The organism is Dokdonia sp. Asnod1-B02, from assembly GCF_045063955.1.
GTDB lineage: Bacteria > Bacteroidota > Bacteroidia > Flavobacteriales > Flavobacteriaceae > Dokdonia.
The window spans coordinates 1,775,681-1,791,600 of sequence record NZ_JBEFNW010000002.1 but is presented as its reverse complement, the minus strand read 5'-3'; the positions used below and the strand labels follow the sequence as shown (position 1 = coordinate 1,791,600).

At 37.4% G+C, this 15,920-nt stretch carries 14 protein-coding genes; 9 read left to right on the top strand and 5 right to left on the bottom strand.

Annotation, left to right across the window (positions count from 1 at the left end):
* Positions 1–189: 189 nt before the first annotated feature.
* The 6 genes from ACJJVU_RS08250 (at position 190) to ACJJVU_RS08225 (ending at position 4,598) form a co-directional block, all read left to right on the top strand.
* Entirely contained in the window at positions 190–960 is a 771-nt protein-coding gene (locus ACJJVU_RS08250) for a YHYH protein (RefSeq protein WP_379953249.1), read from the top strand.
* Between the two features lie 3 nt (positions 961–963).
* Positions 964–1,575 carry a toxin-antitoxin system YwqK family antitoxin gene (locus tag ACJJVU_RS08245; protein WP_405224069.1) on the top strand — a complete coding sequence of 204 codons (612 nt, stop codon included), beginning with the start codon at positions 964–966 and terminating at the stop codon, positions 1,573–1,575.
* A complete protein-coding gene (locus tag ACJJVU_RS08240; protein WP_405224067.1) occupies positions 1,553–2,245 on the top strand; it encodes an SCO family protein in 693 nt (230 codons plus the stop codon). Before ACJJVU_RS08245 ends, ACJJVU_RS08240 begins: the two co-directional genes overlap by 23 nt.
* 318 nt (positions 2,246–2,563) lie before the next feature.
* The gene (locus ACJJVU_RS08235; protein WP_298327654.1) at positions 2,564–2,851 is read left to right on the top strand and encodes an EF-hand domain-containing protein; all 288 of its coding nucleotides are present in this window, start codon (positions 2,564–2,566) and stop codon (positions 2,849–2,851) included.
* A gap of 123 nt (positions 2,852–2,974) precedes the next feature.
* The gene (locus tag ACJJVU_RS08230; protein ID WP_405224065.1) at positions 2,975–3,973 is read left to right on the top strand and encodes a YHYH protein; all 999 of its coding nucleotides are present in this window, start codon (positions 2,975–2,977) and stop codon (positions 3,971–3,973) included.
* The gene (locus ACJJVU_RS08225) at positions 3,963–4,598 is read left to right on the top strand and encodes a hypothetical protein (protein ID WP_405224063.1); all 636 of its coding nucleotides are present in this window, start codon (positions 3,963–3,965) and stop codon (positions 4,596–4,598) included. Before ACJJVU_RS08230 ends, ACJJVU_RS08225 begins: the two co-directional genes overlap by 11 nt.
* Before the next feature lie 335 nt (positions 4,599–4,933).
* Here the strand turns inward: ACJJVU_RS08225 and ACJJVU_RS08220 are convergent, their stop codons facing one another.
* The gene (locus tag ACJJVU_RS08220) at positions 4,934–5,902 is read right to left on the bottom strand and encodes a type I phosphomannose isomerase catalytic subunit (RefSeq protein ID WP_298327646.1); all 969 of its coding nucleotides are present in this window, start codon (positions 5,900–5,902) and stop codon (positions 4,934–4,936) included.
* Between the two features lie 57 nt (positions 5,903–5,959).
* A complete protein-coding gene (locus ACJJVU_RS08215) occupies positions 5,960–6,769 on the bottom strand; it encodes a dolichyl-phosphate beta-glucosyltransferase (RefSeq protein WP_298327643.1) in 810 nt (269 codons plus the stop codon).
* A 190-nt stretch (positions 6,770–6,959) separates the two neighbouring features.
* On the opposite strand from ACJJVU_RS08215, the gene ACJJVU_RS08210 reads away from it, so the two are divergent.
* The 3 genes from ACJJVU_RS08210 to ACJJVU_RS08200 are packed head-to-tail and all read left to right on the top strand — an operon-like array spanning position 6,960 to position 12,786.
* The gene (locus ACJJVU_RS08210; protein ID WP_405224060.1) at positions 6,960–10,046 is read left to right on the top strand and encodes a hypothetical protein; all 3,087 of its coding nucleotides are present in this window, start codon (positions 6,960–6,962) and stop codon (positions 10,044–10,046) included.
* Positions 10,043–11,278: a hypothetical protein gene (locus ACJJVU_RS08205; protein ID WP_405224058.1), complete on the top strand. Its 1,236-nt coding sequence runs from the start codon at positions 10,043–10,045 to the stop codon at positions 11,276–11,278. Before ACJJVU_RS08210 ends, ACJJVU_RS08205 begins: the two co-directional genes overlap by 4 nt.
* Entirely contained in the window at positions 11,275–12,786 is a 1,512-nt protein-coding gene (locus ACJJVU_RS08200) for a glycoside hydrolase family 2 TIM barrel-domain containing protein (protein WP_405224056.1), read from the top strand. Before ACJJVU_RS08205 ends, ACJJVU_RS08200 begins: the two co-directional genes overlap by 4 nt.
* Here ACJJVU_RS08200 and ACJJVU_RS08195 read toward each other — a convergent pair whose 3' ends face one another.
* From ACJJVU_RS08195 to ACJJVU_RS08185, 3 genes are all read right to left on the bottom strand, one after another.
* The gene (locus ACJJVU_RS08195; RefSeq protein WP_405224054.1) at positions 12,787–13,989 is read right to left on the bottom strand and encodes a glycosyltransferase; all 1,203 of its coding nucleotides are present in this window, start codon (positions 13,987–13,989) and stop codon (positions 12,787–12,789) included.
* Positions 13,990–14,029: 40 nt separating this feature from the next.
* The gene (locus ACJJVU_RS08190; protein ID WP_405224052.1) at positions 14,030–14,329 is read right to left on the bottom strand and encodes a hypothetical protein; all 300 of its coding nucleotides are present in this window, start codon (positions 14,327–14,329) and stop codon (positions 14,030–14,032) included.
* A gap of 345 nt (positions 14,330–14,674) precedes the next feature.
* A complete protein-coding gene (locus ACJJVU_RS08185; RefSeq protein ID WP_405224050.1) occupies positions 14,675–15,913 on the bottom strand; it encodes an oligosaccharide flippase family protein in 1,239 nt (412 codons plus the stop codon).
* Positions 15,914–15,920 lie beyond the last annotated feature (7 nt).

Sequence of the window (15,920 nt, the reverse complement as noted above, 5' to 3'; positions counted from 1 at the left end):
GCTTAGAATCGGCACTCAACTATCAATTACGGTCATTCACTTAAAACTTAAGGTGGTTCGCTGAATGATAGCAAATCAAAATCACTTTAAGACGTACATTTAACTCAACAAAAGACTGAATTTAAGAATTTTACGTAATGATTTTTCTAAGATTCAGATTTAATGATAACAGCTAAAACTCCATTTGTGATGACAAAGAATCTAATGAACAAAATCGTCCCGCTATCCGTAATTGTAGCAACTACTGCAATTACTATTCTCGCATGTAGTAGTGATGAGGGAGATGTGACAACAGCATCAAATAATGATGATGAAGTTGCACTTACAGAGCTTCACCAGGCATACACTGCATTTGACACAGAAGCAACTACCATTTATATTGATGGATCTAACGTAGTGATTGAGACTACTGGTTTACCTAACCACGAGACCGTATACTGGGGAGAAGGCAATTCCTTGTATAGAGAAGAGCCAGACGTTGCCGTGACGCCTTCTATTATGACTAGTAATAATAATGCAACAACTATTACTGTAGATGGTACGCCTAACCTAACTGGTAGCACTGTTATGACGCAATTAAATACTATTGGTATTGCAGTGAGTGGTGCATCAATATTTAATGATCAAGAAGGAAACGGTGCGCTAGATCAAGCTGCAGCAAGTTTAGACTGGACAGGAGCTCACATAGGGCCTGGTGTATATCACTATCACCTAGAACCAAAAGCATTTACAAATGATGATGATAACCTTGTAGGTGTATTGCTAGACGGTGTTTTCCTTTATGGTAGAAAATGTGATGCTACAGGAACGTATCCTATAGATCTAGATGCATCTGGAGGACACACGACTACCACACAATTTACACAAGGAGATGAGGAATATCACTACCACATTATTAACGAATTATATTCTAACACTGGCTCATATATCGCTTTTGCTGGACCTTACCAAGGATACTAAATCATGTTTATTAGATCATTTATTATCATACTAAGCATCCTATTAATTTCTTGTAATGACAATTCGTTACAGGAAATGGATATTGCTATACATTCTGTTAAACCTAAAACTATCAGCGACATAGAGGTATTAAAAAAAGAGCTGGTTTTGAATCCGCTAGAAGGTGCTTGGTATTATAATAACGAATTATTTTCTGGATACTCACTAAGGTTTTATCCTAACGATACACTTGCCGAGAAAATAGGATATATCCAAGGTAAACGAGAAGGAATAGCTCAAAAATGGTCTGAAAATGGTACACTACGTATTGAATCTTACTATAAAAACAATCGGCTAGATAGTATTTATAAAAGCTGGTGGGAAAATGGAGTTTTGGCTTCACAATCCAATTACACTAAAGGAGTGAAGGAAGGTGTTGAAAGAGAATGGTATGCTACTGGCGTGCTTGCAAAGCAAAGGAACTTAGACAATGGACAAGAAAGCGGTTTACAAAAAGCCTGGCTTGAGAACGGAACATTATACGTGAATTATGAAGCTCGTAATGGGCGAATTTTTGGAATGAGAAAAGCTAACTCCTGTTATAAATTAGAAGATGAAATTATTATCACAAAATAAACTAATGAGCCTCTTGGTACTTCTAGCACTTACCTCTTTTACTAGTTGTAATCAAGAAGTAAAGAAGGAAAACGTCAAAGTAGTAGAAACTAGTAGAACAGAGTATCTACCCTATTATAATGAGAAGTCATTTACACCTAACTGGATTGTGCCACGATCACAAGAGGAAAAAGACTTTCACACAATTCCTGACTTTGCGCTGACTAACCAGCTAGGGGAAACTATCACTCAAAAAACATTCGATAATAAGATTTATGTGACGGACTTCTTTTTTACTGTGTGTCCAGGTATTTGCCCGCAAATGGCAGATAATATGTATAAGGTGCAAGAAGCATTTAAAGATGACCCAAACGTTGTATTGCTATCTCACTCCGTGATGCCTACCTCAGACACTGTCGAAGTCTTAAAAAAGTATGCCGAAGACAATGGTGTTATAGATAATAAATGGCATCTCGTTACTGGAGATAAGAAGGATATATACTCACTAGGAAGAGACTTCTATTTTGTAGAAAATGACTTAGGAGAAAAAAAAACGATAGACGATTTCCTACACACAGAAAATTTTCTTCTTATTGATAGTAATAAGCACATAAGAGGAATATATAACGGTTTAAATAGATCATCCATTGCTCAACTTATTACTGATATAAAGACGTTAAAACTCGAGTAACTTATTAAAACATGCTCTTTGTGAAGAGCAACAAAACTTTTATAGAAAGCTGGGTAATGAGAAATCATTACCCAGCTTTTTTTTAAAATTATTTTATCCTATTTACCTAAGAAAACAACGCATCAAACAAACCAAAGAAACCTTCATGAATAGCTATTACAGGCTAGAATAAGGGCATTTACACAGTATCAAATTATAAAAAAAAGGCTAAACAATACCATTCACAGAAAACTAGCACCCATTCACTTAAAGTGACTCGTAACCATTAAACTACCTAGTACATTTGATGTCAAATAAATGTAACATAAAACTAGAAATATGAAAACTATGAAATTTAAAACGGCGGTAATAACGGCTATATTTTGTGTAGCATTTGCAAGTGTTTCAATGGCACAGGCACAACGAGGAAACGATAGAAAAAAACCACCTACGTATGCTGAACTATTGGAGCAAATGGATAAGAATGAAGATGGCAAACTTGCAAAATCTGAAATCAAAGGTCCACTAAAAAATGACTTTGATAAAGTAGATACAAACGAAGATGGTTTCATCTCTGAAAAAGAATTTAAAAAAGCACCAAAACCACAACGCAGGGAAAAAAAGTAATATGTAAAAAGTGAATTGTTTTTAATTAGCCAAAAGCTCTGCGAGTAATCACAGAGCTTTTAAAAAACAAACATCACTCCCATCTAACTTCAAAAAAACCTCAACCAATAAAATCAAAAAAATATGTCATACTTCTCAAAATTACCACTCATAGGATTATTTATATCCTCAATGATATTAATAGGATGCAACTCTTGCTCAAGCGACGATAATGCAACTCAAACAGGAGAAACTACAGATACAAATGGTGTCGTAATAGATGTAGATGCATCACTATTTTATACTAGTGACAATTCTGTTACTATTACCACCGTACCGTGTACTTTATCTAACGGAGTAACTACAGATTGCTATGAACTTGTTGTGACAAGTACACCAGCAGATCACAATATGGGCCCATGGTGTCCAGATAATATTGCAGATGATGCTGAGGCTGGAGGCATCTGGCTAGAAAACGGTCAAGTATATGATGTAGATGGAGCATTTATTGAGAATATGGCTTCCTTTTACAATGACACTACATGGCTTATGTATGACGACAACGGTGATATTTATACAACAGACTCACTAGAAGACTGTGCAAATGCCGCAAACCCAAACGTGGGAGAAGAATATGAGAATTTTTGTGTAGAATGTTTACCCTCTTATGTGGCAGACCTCACTAGAACATACCTCATCCCTGTAACACCTCAACGAGTTGCTACCTCTATTAATTTTGGTGGCGGAGGTCCTATGGGAGGAAACGGCCCATCACAGCGAGGTGTAGCTTTTAACGGAGTAGTTTTTGACGCACCTGCACCTACAGATGCCATACTAGGAGCATATACCCTAGCTCCATTTGATGATGCTGGTGGGCATATCAATCTCAACGCAGGTTATCACTATCATGCAGCTACAGGAGTTACTACCCAGCTAGCCCAAGAAGATGGACACGCTGCAATGATAGGTTATGCACTTGATGGACATGGATTATATGCACAACTCGATAGTGATGGTAACGAGCCTAGCGACCTAGATGCTTGTAGAGGTCATGAGGATGATGTGAGAGGATATCATTACCATGTAGATGCAGCTGGAGCAAATAACTTTATTAACTGTTTAAACGGAGCTTATGCAAACTAGAAAGAAACTAAAATCATTATTGATTGTTCTCTGCATATTATGTTTTTCTTTTAAAGCACTTGCACATCAATCAGACGCTTCCACTACAATGTTAGTGCAGCAAGAAGATCAAACATGGGTGCTACAAGTGAGTGCATCTCTCACTGCTTTTCAGCAAGAAATAAACACGCATTTTTCAGACACGCCTTACACCACTCCAGAGGAGTTTAAAGAAATGGTTCTTACTCATATTAAGAACAACCTGCACATACGTTTTGACGAGAATAAAGAAGTATTGCTATTAAACGGCATTGTACAATTAGGGCATGAAACTAAGGTAGTTTTTAAAGTGATTGGAGTGCCTACCACTATACAAAGTGCAGTTATCGAAAACACAGCGTTTATAGATATTCACAAAAGCCAGAGTGCATTAATCCTACTTAAAGATGGGTTTAATAAGAAACACTTTGTACTTAATGATGATAATAATCACACCTTATCACTGCGAGTAGATGGTAAAAATTTTACTGAAGTAACAGCACATCGCGCTAGCCTATTTCCGCCTATTATGGCGTTTGTTTTCATACTCATTGCTGGACTAGTGTTTATTGCATTAGTGCGCAGAAAGAATACTATTAACCCTTAAAAAATGATTATGGAATAATTGATTGATTGGTTTGTTTATTTGGTTAAAGCCCTATACGTTGTATGGGGCTTTTGTTTTTCTATACATCAGATTATTTTTTATGTATAGTACGCTTTCGCGAAAGCGTAACTATTACAAGTATTATTAATTCATATAATCACTTAGGACCTTTCTAATAAATTATGATGACGCAAAAAATCCTCACAGTCCGATGACAATGAGGATTTATTATATAATCTCTACGTAACCTTAGTATTGCTTGATCTAATAGAAGTAACAATAACAACAACGTACATCCTAGATTTACTAAGGAATTTGCGTACAGATTTAATTTATTAATCAATATATACTTCTAGAAATTGAGCATCCTTTGCAAAGAAAAAAGCTTCTTTAGAATTTGCTGGAAGTAAGATGGTCTCACCTTTAAATACAATCTCTGTCTTATTATTTACGGTTACTGAGGCACAACCCTCAACACACATAAGGATTACAAAAGAGTCAAGGTTTGCATAAGATTTCTCAAAAGTTTTATTTACTCGTAACACATTTGTAGTAAAGTAATCACAGGCTACCACATTTGATGAAGTATTTCCTTCCGTTTTACACTCTTTCTTACACTCTTCATAAAATTCTCTTGTCGCAGCAACAGACTGGTCAAGGTGTAAATCTCTTTTTTGACCTTCTTTATCTGTGCGATCCCAGTCATATACTCTATAGGTGATATCTGAGGTTTGCTGTATCTCTGCTGCCAGTACACCTGCTCCTATGGCGTGTATCTTTCCTGCAGGAATAAAATATGCATCACCTCTTGTTACTTTTTCTTTATTAAATACGTCGTATACATTATCTCCTGTCACATCACGTAAGATTTCTGTATTTGCGTTTTTATCTTTAAGACCTAATATGATCTCTGCTTCTTCTTCATGGTCCATGATATACCACATTTCGGTTTTACCGTATGAGTTATGATCTCTTTGTGCCATCTCATCATCTGGGTGTACTTGTACAGAAAGATTTGTCTTTGCATCTAAAAACTTTATAAGCAACGGAAACTCATTTCCAAATCGTTCATAATTTGCAGCTCCTACAAATTCGCTTGTGTGGTTTTCTAAAAGAGAAACCAGTGATTCTCCCTCGTATAATCCGTTTGCTACCTGTGATATATTTCCTTCTACTCCAGATATTTCCCAACTCTCACCAGTCGTATCGCTAGTACATTTCTTGTTAAGTACCGATTGTAGTTTAGATCCTCCCCAGATTTTTTCTTGAAGGATAGGCTCAAATTTTATTGGATAGATGTTCATAATAGTAGGTTTGATGTGGATAAATGATGTTTTATGGGGACTAGGAAACAGTAATTATTATGCTGCTATAGAAAATTCTTGAGACATAGTGTCTAATGCAAATTCTGTAGGGATTGCGCTGGCTGCTGTATTGCTTTGAAAAGCATAGTTCATCCAGATTTGTGTAAGATTCATTGGGATTTGTAAAGCGTCTTTCATTCCTAACTTAGAATCATCTACGTGTACCCATCTCATAAGTGGCTGCTCAAAGATGTTCTTCATTGTGTTTTCTTTTCCTAGGTAGCTCTTAAGACGTAAGAAGATCTCAACATCAAATAACCATCTGCTAGTAAAAGCATTGTCATATACTACAGGCACGATGCTTCTTGTAAATACTTTTGCTCCACACTGCGTGTCTCTTATAGGTAATCCTAAGATTAGTAAGATAAACTGCTTCACAAATTTTGAAAACATGTTTCTCATAAAGTTGCGTTCTATCGTACCGCTTCCTAAAGCGTTTCTAGAACCGAATACTACGAGCTTTCCCTCAGTCTTCAGAGTTTTAACGAGGTCCTTAAAATCTCTGAAGTCTGTTGAGAGGTCTGCATCCATAAATCCTATCGTAGAGATAGTAGACTTGCTATATAAGAATCTAGCTCCTGCTCTTACAGCTGTTGCTTTACCAGAGTTCTTTTTTACATCTACAATGCTTATTGCATTAGGCGCTTGTTCTTTCATACTATAAAGAACCTCTAGCGTTTTATCTTTACTTCCGTCATTTACAAAACATAAATGATAATCGCTGTTTTCTTTAATGAATGACACAAATGCGTTTGTGTTAAGTCTCTTTTCTTCGTTGTAGCAAGGGATGATTATTCCAGTTTTCATAATGTGTGTTTTTGTGTGTTGTTATTGTTTTACAGTACAAACATACCTCGCTTTTCTCGTTGACAGCCAGTGTTTTCGATGGCTGGCGGCTTACTATAGACGGTTACCACTCGTCGAAGGATGAACCATTTATCGAAAGAACTATCTTTGATTCAGAATATTAAAAAGGGTATCTTTTCACTCCCAAACAATGCAGTCAAAAACAAACAAATACCTAGTAAGCGCCGTGCTCCTTGGAATGATTTTCCACGGGACGGCTATGTTCTTTACTGTAGAGCTCACATATGACGCGCTTATACATTTGTTTTTTGCAAATCATTATGCAACGAGCTGGTTTGAGCCGTGGAGTTATAGTTGGTATACCGGCTTTACCGTTATGGGCTATCCGCCACTTGTACATCAAACCATTGGTGCCCTGTCCTATATAGGCGGACTCAAATTTGGGATGTTTACAGTTGCACTTACAGGCGTTGTGCTATTTATTACTGGTGTCTATCGCTTTACCAAAGTCTTAATACCTAATAAGAAGGTTGCAGGATATGCCGCATTGATGGCTGTTTTTAGCTCCTCTTTCGTAGAGACGCTACACATTTTTGGGCAACTACCTAGTATTATAGGTATCTCCGTATTAATGCACTGCCTCCCCGAAATATATCTCTGGGTAAAGACAGCACGCAAACGACACCTATTTAAAGCCCTTGCATTACTTTCGGTTACTGTTACTTCACATCATGTCACTCCTATATTTGGGATGATCTTTTTTATATTCCCACTGTTAGGTATGGTGGTAATGGATGCTGCGAGAGAAAAGGTGAATAGTACAAAAGAGGTTACTGTTATCGCTTTCGCGAAAGCGGTATGGACCCACTTAAGGCGAATCGTTATATTTGGAGCTTGCTCGCTCGTGCTTATCGTAGGTTGCATTTTTCCATACTGGGTAAACACAAAAAATAATCCCATCACACAGGTACCTATTCCGCATGGATCTAGGGATAATTTTCTTGAAGTGCTCTCCTCTGGTTTAGTATTCTTTGTGATTCCTTGGGGGCTTTTAATGTTCTTACTTCCTTACTTTTTCTATAGGTATTACAGTAAGAGACTACTCTTTTTTGGGATATCATTTACCTTGTTATTGATTTTAGGAACCGGCGGAACAACTCCCGTTCCTCTAGCAATGCTGGGAGAAAACGCCTTTAATATCTTAACCTTAGATCGTTTTACCTTGTGGGCGTCTATTATGGCGCTGCCCGTTTTTGGAGAGTTCTGTTATCGCTTTGTAGAAGGTGATTACAAAGACTACTTACAAGAAAAATGGGGGACACTAGTACATAGAGCGTCTGGGGCATTCTTATCATTCCTCTTCATCTTTATCGCCATATTCACGATAACCTTAGGAAAGTTTAGACCGAGTCAGCCAGATGCTATAAAAATGACGCCTATTGTAAACTTCTTAAATGAAGATGAGCATTACAAATGGAGATACTTACCATTAGGTTTTGGAGACCAAATGGCATGGCTCTCTGCACAAACTAAGGCTACTACGGTAGATGGTGATTACCACTCTGCAAGAAGATTACCAGAACTTACTACAAGAGCGGTAGAGCGTTTGGAAAATTCAAAATATAGAGGTATAGAAGGTATAGGGTCACTCCAGCAGTTTCTTACGGTACCAGAAAAATACCATTTGAAGTATGTTTTTTCAAACGACAAGTTTTATGATCCTCTACTTTATTTTGCTGGTTGGCACAGATTGAGCTTACTAGAAAATGGTATTATGGTATGGGAAAAAGCAGGCATCGCTCCTTTGCCAAGTGTATTGCCTCGAGAAGATGCTCCGCTAGTTTTAAAGCTCATGTGGGGAATTATACCATTTACCACAGTTATCATTGCATTTCTACTTCATTTAGGTTCGCTCTGGACGCGTTCCTTTAAAAGAAAGAAAGAGCTGCCATTATACTTTGCCTTTGCTCCTATCTACAAGCGCGCTCCTTCCCTATTATATCGAACATCTGTGGTGTGGACTATTATCTTACTGATTGTAATTGCCTTTGGCGGGTATTTATTTTATGTAAAAAACACCACCCAACTATCGGCTAATAATGTGGTTACTGCTTATTATGATGCGGTAGATTTTAAAGAATTTGAGCGCGCCCATTCTTATCTAGACCCTGATAGTGACAAGAAACTATCTCAATTTATGCTCGAGATTTCTGTCTCAGATGGTTTATTGAGTTCTTATGCGAAGTTGGATAGTCTATACATAGACATTATACCAAAAACAGATACCACTGCTTTAGGAATTGTAGATGCTACCTGGATTACACCACTTAAAGAAATTGAAACTCACGACGAGTTACAACTGCTCAAAAAGAGAAGCAAATGGTATATCGTTCCTAAAACTATTGATCCAGATATACCGCCAGAGCAGCTTCTCATACAGAGCGGAACGAGGTATTATAATCACGGAAAACGTGCTGTGACATCTGAGCAAACCTTTCATGAAGATGTACTCAAGCAACCTGTAGTAGAAGTACTCTCTGCAAGACTGGTACAACTAGACACGACCTATGCTATTGTGGGAGAAATTCAAAATGTAGATAATATTCCAGCAGATATATCTGTAACGGGAGCTATCTATAATGAAGAGAATGAAGAGCTGGCTAGATTTAATGCTAAGGATGTAGTCAAACATAAATTACTACCAAAGGAAACAACACTTTACCGCATCAATTTTGAAGGTATTGCATGGGCTTCTGCAACAGAAGAAAAACCAACTACGTACGCTCCAGATGCATTTACAGAGATTGATCTTACAGACATTCCTGTCAACTTTGAAGTACAAGTAAGCGCCAATGTTGCTACGACAGATTTATATCAGGCAGTAGATCTTTCTAAGGTGAAGCAAGAAGAAAATACACTCAATGGTTTCCTCTTCAATACAAGTATAGAAGAAGCGACCATACCACAACTACTTATAGGCTACTATAATGAAGACAAAGAGTTGTTATGGGTAGAAAGCAGGTATATAGATGAGAGTGTGCGCCAGCAACGTAAAAGGCCATTTTCTGAGGTATTATACTCAGATATCTTGCCTATAGAAATAGCCTCTGGATTAAAAACAGCTTCTGTAAACGGATTACCTAACCAGAGTATATCTGATAAGGTAGTACCAAAAAGAAATACATCTGGAAGTGAGCAATCATTTATACCTATCAAAAATATGCCGTATGCATATATAACAATTACCAGTAACAACTATGTGGGTAATCCAAAATGATAAATCGTAGCACATACATATCGTCCTTTGCTATCGTTGCACTATCGCTGCTCACAGTATTCTGTTCTTGTGCAGATAAAGCTGCAGTAAAAACAGTGCAACATACTGCCATAACTTTAGAGGATATAGGTGATCAAACAGTTACAGATAAGGGATTGTATATATCTATTAAAACAGGCAGCGCACTAGATGAGCAAACAGTCTATCTAATTCTATCAAGTACCTACGCTACCATCGTTGTTGAACCCGAAATACTAGATAATACAGCACAGTTTTACATTCCGCCTAGTTTTACTAAACGAAGTGGTGTTGTGAATTATAGTCTTTATAGTAATGGGAACATCACTCAAGAAGGTGAATTCAGCTTATTACCAAACACAAACCATTTAGGCACTATTGAAACATACCTTGGTCCGCGTAGTATTGTTGCAAATGTGCGTGATTACACGATGCTTGTGAGCATACCGACTGATACGCTAGATAACACCCTTCCAGACAACACTCAAGTAGCACTTAAATCACAATTTAAGTCGGCAGTTACGACTACTACACATCCTATAACTTCTGGTTTTGTGTGGAAACGCATTTCTTCTCCGCTACGCACAGGAAGAGTGAGTACAGGGAGTACGCTTGAAAATATCTCGTCAAAAGAACTCGTAGCAGATGTGTTTCCAGATATAGCTCAAAATTTCGGAATAGAAGCAAACAGTAATCATAACTATGCAGATGGCAACGAGATCATCAGCTTTCAGAGTACGCAAATACGCGATGAGCATGGTAATGTGATGACAGATGGAACGCTGGTTACCTTCTATATGACAGATGCAACAGGTGCCCATTGGCAGAATAAGGCAAGTACGGTTAATGGGTACGCTTTCGCGAAAGCGTTACACCCACAATCACCTACCACGTGGAATGTAAGAGCAGCCGTAACAGGCATTGCACAAAGCAACACCATAACGCAGCAATTTAAATCCATCATAACCTCCATCCCTACTCCAACGATAACCGAAAGAAACTTGACCATAGGACCGCTTACAAGCTATTTAGGGCAATTGGTGCAAAATGGAATTGACGTATCTGTAACCATAGGCAAAGAAACCCGCAACGGACAAACAAAAAATGGTGAGGCTACCTTTTATCTAAAAGAAGAAAATTATCCTGCTGGAACTTATGACGTCGTAGTACGTTGTTTAGGACTAGAAAGTAACACCCAAATATCAATAGATTGAAAAGTAACAAAACCCTATATCGCATTTTGATTTTGGCTGGATTTATACTCATAAATGCAGGTATACTCTATGGTGTGAGTCAGGTGATTGCTTTTTTAAATACGGGTGCAGATAGGAGTAAAATGCTACATCTAGACGAAACAAAAGACCGTCATTATGTACCAGAAGTTACTTGGCGGTCTATTAAAAACCCTGGAAGGCCTATGGAAGAAGCAAACCTAGCGAGTATAGAAGAAGACTATCTTGATGCTTGGTATGTGAAAAACAGGGCTTTTTACACAGGAGAAGATGCGGGTATTTTTGACCATTATACAGAGCGTGCTCGAGGGAAAGTTCTTGACTTGCTAGCACTTAATAATGAAACAAACACCTATATAGAAAGCACAACGCTTACACATCACCTCTCTGTAGAATTTTATAGTGCAGATGGTACATTAGTAGTGCTCACAGATCGCAATGTAACTGGTGTAGAGCGTGTTTTTAAAAATGAACAATTTCTCGTAGAACGAGCTTTTAATAATGACTACAAAATCATACTACTGCTAGAAGATGGATTTTGGAGAGTGCGTCATTTTGAAAAAGTAGCCTCACACCCTACCGAAATTAAAAATGAAACTGTACCGCTAGATCTTACAATGCTAGAAGGCATGAATTATTACCCACAAGGAAGTCCTTGGGATACCTTTGGCCCTACATTTAGTAAAGACACTCTCGCTACAGATTTTCAAATTATAAATGATCTTAAACTTAATTCCATAAGAGTCTTTGTAGGTTTTGAAGATTTTGGAAAAGCACGTGTTCCTAAAGAAAAGCTTGAGAAACTCACCTCACTTCTAGACGAAGCAGAAAAAGCAAAACTTAAGGTTGTGGTTACTCTTTTTGACTTTTATGGAGATTATCGCATACAAGACTGGACGATAACAAATGCACACCTTCATAGTATTGTCACTCATGTAAAGGATCATCCTGCATTATTAGGTTGGGATATTAAAAATGAACCTAACCTCGATTTTGAAAGTCGTGGGGAACGCGAGGTATTATCGTGGCTGAGTCAAACAATAGGTTATCTCAAGACTATAGATAATACGCATCCAGTAACTATAGGCTGGTCTTCTCCAGAGGCTGCGCTACATCTTAAAGAGCATGTAGATATTGTCTCTTATCATTATTATAAAGATCTTGAGGATCTTGCAGCGGCTCACAAATCCCTTACAGATGCAACTAACAAGCCTGTGGTTTTGCAAGAATTTGGTCTCGCAGCTTATCACGGATTATGGAATCCTCTAGGACCTGATGAGAAAGATCAAGCAGCATATTTTAAGGAGTTTTATGTAACCCAGAAAAGAGATAGCTTACACTATCTCTCTTGGACACTTTACGACTTTAGGGAAATACCGACTGAAGTGGCTGGAAGATTACCGTGGCGAAAGAACAAACAGGCTTTTTTTGGAATTGTAAATACACTTGGGGTGAAAGACGATGCCTATTTGATCATTAAGAATCGGTAATTATGCTACCTTTAATATTACTTCGTTATTATTAGTACTTCTTCCTGCAAAGACATCTAGGTACATCTGAGCGATACGGCTCATAGGTAACGCTGTTGCTGCTTTGTAATTAGCTTTTGCAATTTCTGTTCTATATGCTTCATTCATTACTAGGTTTTCTATACCAGATGCAAGACTGTGCATACTTTCTGGATTAAAGAACTCACCTTTATACCCTTCTTCTTTTACTAAGATGCTTAAATCTCCTAGATCTGGCATTACTACTGCTTTACCATAGCTTCCTGCTTGGTGCAATACTCCAGAACTTCCAGTAGTAGATGTGTATGGAAAAACCACCATCGCACTCTCTGAAAATATCACTGGTACATCTTCTTCTTCTACATAACCTGTGAAAGTGAGATTAGGAACATGCTTATATGCTTCCTTTACTTCGGCTAGGTATCCTGGTGTATTAGGGCTATCTGTACCCGCAATTACAATCTCAAGATCACGTCCTGTGTTTTCTCTTACCTTTTGTACTGCTTCTATAAGTATTTCTACTTTTTTATAAGTTCCAAATTTTCCAAAAGTCATTATCTTAAGAGGACCAGGAGCAGCTTGGTAAGATGGTTCTAATGGAATTTCAAAAGTACCATGAGGGATTAGTACGCAATTTTTTGCGTTATACTTTTCTTCTAGGATAGTCACATACTTGCTTATGGTAAGTGCTACAGTATCTGCTTTAAGAACTACACGAGTAAGCATCTCTCCAATAAAGTTATAGGCTTTTATTTTAAGTTTATTAGATGTAAATCCTGCGCTATCAAGATCTACAGTTTCCATAATATTATGAAGTAACACCGTAGTTTTAACTCCCATTAACTTAGAAACCCAAGGAGAAAATAAACCTAAAGCGGCTGCTACTTTCTTATCTCCAAACTTCATAAACTGCAGGTTATAAAGTACGGCATCTGGCTTTGTAGCTTTTACTGCCTTTGCAATGGATAGTACATTAGATAAGCTATTAAATTTCCAGCACTGCTTTACTGTGATTGCGCATCCATCTTCTTCAAAAGTGATATCTGCTTGTTCTGGAGTTACATCTGTAAGAAGTACAAGTTCTGTTACTTCTTGGTTTTGACGAAAGTGCTTAACTAAGTGATATGCATATTCGTTTAAAGTTACTTTGCTCGGTGGATAGGCCGTTACGATTGCTAATTTCATGATATATAGATTTGATGTTGTTGTAGTAGTATTCTTTTTGTTATGCTGCTGCCTGGTAATAGTTGGCTTCATTATTAAGCTGTGCGTATAATTCCTTTACTGCTGGCTCTGGGTAGCTGAAAAATTTAAGTGATTTTTCTTCTGAGATTTCAGCTTGTAAGTTTTCTAAAACTCTTACTAACTTCTTAGATCCTTTCTTGATCTCACATAAGTTGATGATGACATTATCTTGTATCGTAAGTAATGCTTTGAAGTATCCTTTTACTTCTTGAACGTGTGTGCTAGATACTTTTCCTTTGATACAAGTTACTCCGTAAATGTTGTTGATTTCTAAAGCCATGATATTTATTTTTAAGTAGTTATGTTTTTTTGATAGTACAAATATGCGGCTTTGCTTTCGCGAAAGCGGACGAAAAACGTTTACTCGACCATTAGTATAGACGAATGGTAATTGACCTTCGATAAACGATTTTTGAAAATGGGCGATTTATCAGGTATTTACGCCAACAGCTTATATTACAGCACTTAAGAATGCTATCAAAAGTGTTCTTTTATCAATGTAGAACATATTAAAAGGACGACGCTTGGATGGCAATAGCAGTTTTATAAAGTATTGCTAAAACAAAACCCTCTTATCAAAGCAACAGCTTCTATAAGAGGGCAAACTACAATCTGGGGGTATATTTTACTTTACTTGCATTTTCCAGAAATAAAGTAGTTGCGCGATAAGTAAACCACCCATCGCTGCAACTTGGGCTAACACAACTTCAAATAATGAATCGTGGAATAATATGATTAACACTATCTGTAACACTCCGAAAATGGCCGCAATTACAATAGGCTTATAATGATCTAGGGATAAATAGTAGTAGGCAAAAATATTAGATAGGGCAAAAAAAGATGTGGCAAGGGCATACCAGCCAAGTAAGGGAGCAATTGCCATATATTGATCTCCAAAGAGAACCTGTACGGCAAATGATGGGAATAAAAATGTGAATAACACAATAGCGCTTGCAAGGACTGTGATGTAACCTACATACTTCATAAGTACTGGAACAGAGTTTTTACCCTCTTTACGCATGGTTACAACGGTAGGAAGTAATAACATTACAAACATCCAAGTTACAAAATATACAACACGGCCTATAAGTGCTAGTGAGGCATATAATCCTGCATCATACGATGGGAAAAAGTGCTTTACTAATAATATGTCACTGTTATTACAAATGATCTGGGTAAGTTCATAACATGCGGTAAGTACAAAAAACTGAGTTACGGCCTTACTCTCTTTTGAGGTAAGTGCCGTCTCTATCGCTTTTTTTGAAGTGAGTTTCTTAAAAGGAAACACTCCAGCGATAAAAGAAACTGCTATTGCTGTAGATACTGCTACAGAGGATTCTATATTGAAAAACAGTAAGAATGCAAAAGTAAGAGCGAGCCTGCATACCATCTCTAGCTGATATGTAACAGAGAGTTGAATAAAAGATTTGCGTCCTTGTAGATTGCCACGATTTACACTCATCACAAAATAAAGAGGGACTGCTATTCCAAAAATGGTAAACATTATAGGTGATGCCGTTTGAAAAAGTGACTGTAATGAAGTTGCAAAAACTACAATCAACGCTCCGAGTACAATCCCAAAAGTGGTAGCCTGCTTGTAAGCTCTTTTTACAAAAGCTTCTTGCTTTGACGCGTCAAACTCTGTAGTAAACTTTGCAACTGCAAGTTGGAAAGTCATCGCTACAAAAGATAGTACTAGAAGTAATGTGATTAATATAGCAGCATCTGCAAAAGCTCCAGGTCCTAGTACTCTACCTAAGCCTAAGTTATAGAGGTAATTCCCTCCATTTACTACAAAGGCACTGAGCATAAATATTTGCTCTGGTGAAAGTGCTTTTTTGATTTTTTGTTGGATTGCGATCATGATTATT